Raw genomic sequence first — 6127 nt, 5'->3', positions numbered from 1 at the left:
AAACAGTTTCGGCTCGTTTAAAAATAATGGAAAAAAATAACGATGGATTCAGTTTGGCAGAAAAAGATTTGCTCCTGCGCGGACCCGGAGATTTCCTCGGCCATAAGCAATCAGGCATCCCCGACTTGATTATGAATGCTTTAAAAAATACAGAACTCATCGAGGCCGCTCAGAAGGAAGCGAAAAAAATATTGGCTAGCGACCCCACCCTGAAAATTCACCCTAATCTTTTAACTCGTTACGAGGAATTCAAGAGTAAAGTGCATTTGGAATAAAAACCGCTCCTACGAGCGGTTTTTCATTTTTCACATTTTTTATTTCTTTTCGTATTCGATTGTGTTTAAACCTTATTTTCTCCTTTCCCCTATTTGTGGTTTTCGTTTAAACTTTGTTTTCCCTTTCCCCTGTTTGTGATTCCCGTTTAAACTTTGAACTTTGGACTTTAAACTTTCGACCCCGTCCCTTCCTTGTTTGGACATTGGTCATTGTCCCCTTCTCCGTATTTGTTTAAACTTTATCCGCCGGCTGGCGGATTTGGACTTTAAACTTTTGCCCCCCCCCTCTCCTTCCCCATCTGGACATTAGACATTAGTCATTAGACATTATATTAGTGTTTCTCCCCGTTTAGACTTTAGACATTGGGCTTTAGACATTATCCCGGTCGTCTGTGTGCCATGTCTCATCGTTAAAGTAAGCTCCCTCAGTTCTGATTTGCTTTTTGTTCAAAGCATCTAATCCCGCCCTGATAATTCTTCTAAGGGTTTTTTGTTTCCCGTCATAATGAAACCGCCTAGCGCTAGCCACAAAATGCGTAGAGTGAATGGTGCCCACCTTGCCCCCATCGTCTAACGCCCTTTGACCCAAATCGGCATCCTCCCCAAAGGTGAGGGTTTCGTCAAAACCCCCTAGATGATTAAAATATTTTTTCGATATAAGAATACATGCCCCAGGAATATAAACCAAACCGAAATATTTGCTCAGGTCCAGTGTTAAATTATCTATTTTATAAACAAATTCGTCAAAGAGTTCATCCGTATCGCTAACAATGCGCGCTGAGGCTATATCTAAATGGCGGCGTTTAAATTCAGCTAAACTTTTGGCAATAAAATCAGCCGGTATTCTAACATCGGCGTCAAGAAAAAGCAGCATATCGCCTCTGGCCTTCTTGGCTCCGCAATTCCGACCATAGCCAGGCAGTCCCCCGGGAACAATTTTAGCCCCATATTGCTTGGCTATTTGAGAAGTATTATCAACCGAGGGCGCCAACGCTATGATGACTTCTATTTTTTGTTTTGTACTTTGCTTTTGTATATCTTCTAAAAGCAACCCTAAATACTTGCCTTCATTTTTGGCAGGAATGATTATTGATAGCATGGCATAATAATTTCTAATTTCTAATGACCAATATCTAAATAAGAATTCCTTGATGATTATTTTTATTTATAAAATCTTTTACAATATTTAAAAATTCTGTAGCAGTTTCTAAGGCATTTGCAGCCTATGTCTGACTAATAATTAAGTCTGGTTCATTGTACGTAAAAGCATTCCTCTTCTGACGCATGCGATCAAAATGCGCGATAAGCTCTTTAAAATTTATTCCTAAAATATCTCCCGACAAGTCTACAACTGTTTTATGATAATTTGTTACTTTAGGGCGATAGCCAAAAGATAGAATAAGTGCCCTACCCATTTTTTGCATGGCTTTGTAGGCATAATCATATGTAACTTTGGCGTAAGCTTTAAGATTAAAATCAGCAGCTTTCAAATCGTCTTCCGCTCCTGAGTAAGCACTTCTGATTTGGTCAAAACCAATAGCTTCTTGCGTTATCTTTCCTTCGTCAATATATTTTTGAAAAGGATATTCCATTAAATTAAACTTATTATAGGTTTATTTTCGATATTATTAAGGAAAGAATCCCGGGCATCTTTTTTATGTTTATATTCTTCTGGTGACATAAGTACATAATGGATTTCTCTTCCCAAAGTAGTCTCTAAACTATGTATCTTCTCAGATAAAAGAGGCTCTGTTATGTTTCCCACTAAAAAAAGGTCAATATCACTTGCGGAATTTTCTTTATTTGCTGCCACCGAGCCATAAATAAAGGCTTTGTTGATTTTTTCTGGAAAAGTATTTACAAAAGACTTTATCTGGTACTCTATACCTACTGTTTTTTTAAAAATATTTTTAAGTTCCGGTAAGAGGAAGTAATTTTTATTTAAACTGTAAAACACATTATTTCCTATCTTTTGCGATAAAAGTATTTTTTCTTCTAATAGTCTGTTAAGGTCTCTCTCAAAAACTCCAGGTTCTTTATTTAATAACCTCCCCATTTGTCTAACATAAAAAGACTCTTCTGGTTTTTTGAAAAAGAGGTCTAAAATCAATTGTTCGTTTTTAGTAAATTTAAACATATTTAAATGGTGTATGCTATTTGCATACAATTGTATGCTATTTGCATACAATAATCAATATCCACCTTCGTGGTTTCTTGCCTCAAGGAATGTATCTAAATTTTCTCCATTGCACCCTGACTGTAGTTTGGACTTTATCCGCCTCCGACAGTTGGCGGACTGCGGATTTAAATTTTAAACTTTCGAGCCCGTCCCCTCCCTGTTTGGACATTAGACATTGGGCTTTAGACATTATCCCGGTATATTAGTATCCCCTCATCCCGTTCACCGCCGCTCTCGTAAGCGGACCAAAATATCCCGTGGGCGAAATGCCATTTTCATCTTGAAAATCAGAAACCGCCAATTCTGTGTAAGTTAAATAATTGCCAGTTATTAAGCCGAGAGGATATATCCCCGGTTGAGAAGCTAAGAATTGTTGAAGGCAACGGACATCGGCATTGTTCATCATTCCATACTTAAGGTCTGTATTAAACTTGCCGCAAGTATTGGTCGGAACTGTTGTGGGCGTATTAACGGTACTACTTCCAGATTTAATAGCCAGTAAATAGGCTAGCTGTTGCTTAAGGGCGTCTATTTGCTTTAGAAGGCTGGCAATAAGGGCTGCCTGTTTCTGGTCTGCCGGCACGCTAACAGAGGCTTTCCAAGTCAGATTGTAATCCCCTACGCCGTCTTCTTTATAGAGCACTAAGATTAGATAGGCATTAGCATCCCCAAAATCAGAAAGACTTAGGGAGGCTTTAGTCGTGCCAGTTAAATCAAGAGTTTTTACCTCTCGGCTTTGGTCTTTTTTTACTACGATGTAAACTAATTTATTCAAGCCTGTGGCGCTTGGCTTTTCAAAATCAAATTCTACAGTATCATGTCCGCCGGCAATTTTTTGGTAGTGAATAATCCAAGGGCTAAGATTGTTATTGGCTGTCATATAAGCTTCGCCAGCTGTAGGCAAATAATAACCAATGGGCATAAGCACAAACTCGCCCAAATGGTCATCGGTATAGCAGTATTTATTATGGTCTGCCGCGCAATCATTAATAATATTGGCAATAGCCCAATTTCTATAAATATCGGCAAATTTTTCTGAATAGCCATTTCTGGCAAGGGCAATATTGATGGCATCTATTCCGAGGGAATTGGTACGCAGGGTATCTGCCAGAACGGCAATGCCGTAATGTTCCACTAAATATTGAGTAAACAAATTCACCGAAGCGTAATTTTGGGAGCTGTTCTGCCAATTAATGAAATCCAAAGTGTTATTAGCGCTAAAATCAGCTAAGCGTTGCTTTAACAAACTGTGCTCCCAGTCAATATTAGGATAGCCCAAAAGCGTTTCGCTGTATTCTGAACGCGCCTCGGCTAACCATGTATCCTCGCTTACTCCGTATTTAAAATCTTTGGTTTCTAAGCTCACAATGTGAGTAAATTCATGCGCTAGAAAAGCCGCTAGTTCCAAGTTGGTAGTAGAGGGTTTAACCAAAGCATTGTAATCCAAATAAACGGTCAAATGATTATTAGAGTCAATAAAATGAGCGGTATCAAAAAAATCTATTGACCTGGTATAGCCCTCTGCTCCTGTCTTCAGAGGATGAATAACCACATTTAATTTTTGCCCGCTCTGGCTCAGCCGCCCGGTATAACCATAGGTTTGCGCTAAGACGGGATAAATATGATTATCAAATTCAACCCCTAAATTGTTTAGGCGATCATTTAAAACGGTCTTATCATTAGAATTTAATCTGTTATAAAACTCATTATCAACGTAGAAGTCGGCTTTATTAGAACTGCGCAGCAAGCTAGTTTCTATCTGAGCCCTGCCGGTATAATCATAATCTTTCCCTATATTCATAGTCACAGAGGCAAGGGCAAAGCGATTTACTCCAAAAATAGCGGTTAAAGCCACGATGATAGCCAAGCTGGAAATTTTTGTCTTTTTACGCATCAAAATAGTATAGGATATTCCCCCTTAAAAGCCAAATGGCCTATTGTTTCCGCCCTTACCTTGGATTTCGGACTTTGTATTTTGTATTCCAGACGTGTTCCTTGTTTGGACATTGGACATTAGTCATTAGACATTATTCCAGTGTATCAGTTTGTCTTCATTTCCAGAGCCACCCTCAGTGTTTTCAGAATAATTATGATATCCAAGATGGGATTACTGCTCTTGAGATAGTAAAAGTCATATTCTAACTTGGTTTTAGCCTCTGCAATGGTTGTGCTCTGCGCATAATTAATTTGAGCCCAACCAGTTACCCCCGGCTTTACTAAATAACGGGTTGTATAGTAAGGAATACCTTTTTCGTACTCGCGAGCAAGTTTGGTTTCCTCGGGTCGAGGTCCAACGAAAGATAGTTCGCCCTTTAGGATATTAATAAATTGAGGAGTTTCATCTAGGTGCGTTTTTCTTAGAATCCTGCCAATGAAGGTAATGCGGGGGTCATTAGCCAGAGTATAACTAGGACCGATATCTTTGGCATTGAAAACCATGGTTCTTAGCTTGATAATTTTGAAAGGCTTCCCCCATTGACCCACTCTTTCCGATAAATAAAAAACAGGTCCCTTTGAGGTGAGTTTTATAAGAATGGCCGCTAAAAGCCAAAAAGGCAAACAGACAATAAGACCTAAAGCTGCCAGAATAATGTCAAAGAGGCGTTTAAAATTAAAAGGCTGAGTATTCTCGTTAGCGCCAGCGACTCTAGCCACCCAAAGTTTATCTATATCGTCTAAGGGGATTCTTTTAAATACTTCCGCATATACGCTAGTCCAATCCACTAAGCGAACTTTGCTTTTTAGAGAATCAGCCAATTCATTGTGAATATTGGGCTGGGAATCTAAATGGTTTACCGCGATGCAATCAATCCGCTTGTTTTCAATTTGACCTAAAACACTTTCTTTGGTTTCCGCTTCCCATTGTTTATAGACAGAGATGACGGTATACCCAAATTGAGGATTTTTCTGGGTATAATCGTAAAACTCATCAATCCGAGGACTTTCGCCAACTATCGCCAGCTTGGCGGGACGACTTTTAGAAATAGTTAAACCGAACAGAACCCGCCATAAAACATCAATAATTCCAAAACAAGCTGTAATATAGATAAGATTTCTTCGGGGGGTAAAAGGAATATCTGTTAGGTAGATGGTGAGCGCCGCGATAATAAAAACTGTCGCTAAGGATTCACCGATATTTCTGTAAAGCTTCCATTGCCGATAGGTATACTCGCTCTCGTAGAGGTGGCTAATGAGATAGAAAAGCAAAACCAAACCCAAATACACAGTGAAGGGCCTTAGATTTAAAATCATTTTGTCCCAGCGAAAAGAGAAGCCGTACCTCAAAAACAACCCCAAAATAAAAGCCGCATAGAAAGATGCTATATCCCCCAAAAGGAGCGCTATTCTCTTAATTTTCCCCGAACTTAACATGCCTTTATTATAGCAAATTAATCAAACAAATATTTTGCTGCTATTCAAGGTCTTTTCCAATTGTCATGACCCAGTTAGTAAAAGAAACAACTTTTATTATTTTGCCATCTCTTTCAATACGCTGATTGTTATTAGAGGTAATGATAAGTAAATCGTCACAATATAGTTCTTGACTAGCTTCTATTAATGCCACGATTTCTCTTTCTAATGTTTTGGAATCGTCCAAACTAAACGATACCTGAATAAGCTGGCTTATTTTACCATTTTCTTTTATAATAAAGTCTATTTCTTTTTTATTTCT

At 38.6% G+C, this 6127-nt stretch carries 7 protein-coding genes; 1 reads left to right on the top strand and 6 read right to left on the bottom strand.

The annotated features are described in order from the left end of the window. Positions 1-275, top strand: a 275-nt coding sequence (locus PK547_02580) for a DNA helicase RecG (GenBank protein HPR91594.1), incomplete at its 5' end; no start/stop codon positions are given. 370 nt (positions 276-645) lie between these two features. On the opposite strand, the gene PK547_02575 is transcribed toward PK547_02580, so the two are convergent. The 6 genes from PK547_02575 to PK547_02550 all read right to left on the bottom strand — a co-directional run. Continuing rightward, a complete protein-coding gene (locus PK547_02575) occupies positions 646-1374 on the bottom strand; it encodes a glycosyltransferase (protein ID HPR91593.1) in 729 nt (242 codons plus the stop codon). 124 nt (positions 1375-1498) lie between these two features. Further along, on the bottom strand, positions 1499-1867 hold the full coding sequence (locus PK547_02570; GenBank protein HPR91592.1) for a hypothetical protein: 369 nt from the start codon (positions 1865-1867) through the stop codon (positions 1499-1501). Further along, positions 1867-2412 carry a nucleotidyltransferase domain-containing protein gene (locus tag PK547_02565; GenBank protein ID HPR91591.1) on the bottom strand — a complete coding sequence of 182 codons (546 nt, stop codon included), beginning with the start codon at positions 2410-2412 and terminating at the stop codon, positions 1867-1869. The genes PK547_02570 and PK547_02565 overlap by 1 nt, the downstream gene beginning before the upstream one ends. A 244-nt stretch (positions 2413-2656) precedes the next feature. Continuing rightward, positions 2657-4348 carry a peptidoglycan-binding domain-containing protein gene (locus PK547_02560; protein ID HPR91590.1) on the bottom strand — a complete coding sequence of 564 codons (1692 nt, stop codon included), beginning with the start codon at positions 4346-4348 and terminating at the stop codon, positions 2657-2659. A gap of 146 nt (positions 4349-4494) precedes the next feature. Beyond that, a complete protein-coding gene (locus PK547_02555; GenBank protein ID HPR91589.1) occupies positions 4495-5826 on the bottom strand; it encodes a sugar transferase in 1332 nt (443 codons plus the stop codon). Between the two features lie 40 nt (positions 5827-5866). Beyond that, the coding region (locus PK547_02550) for an ATP-binding protein (GenBank protein ID HPR91588.1) at positions 5867-6127 on the bottom strand (261 nt) is incomplete at its 5' end.

Source organism: Candidatus Paceibacterota bacterium (assembly GCA_035404205.1).
Lineage (GTDB): Bacteria > Patescibacteriota > Minisyncoccia > UBA6257 > JAVHQB01 > JAVHQB01.
The sequence above is the reverse complement of the archived record's forward strand: the minus strand, read 5'-3'. Positions and strand labels throughout refer to the sequence as shown.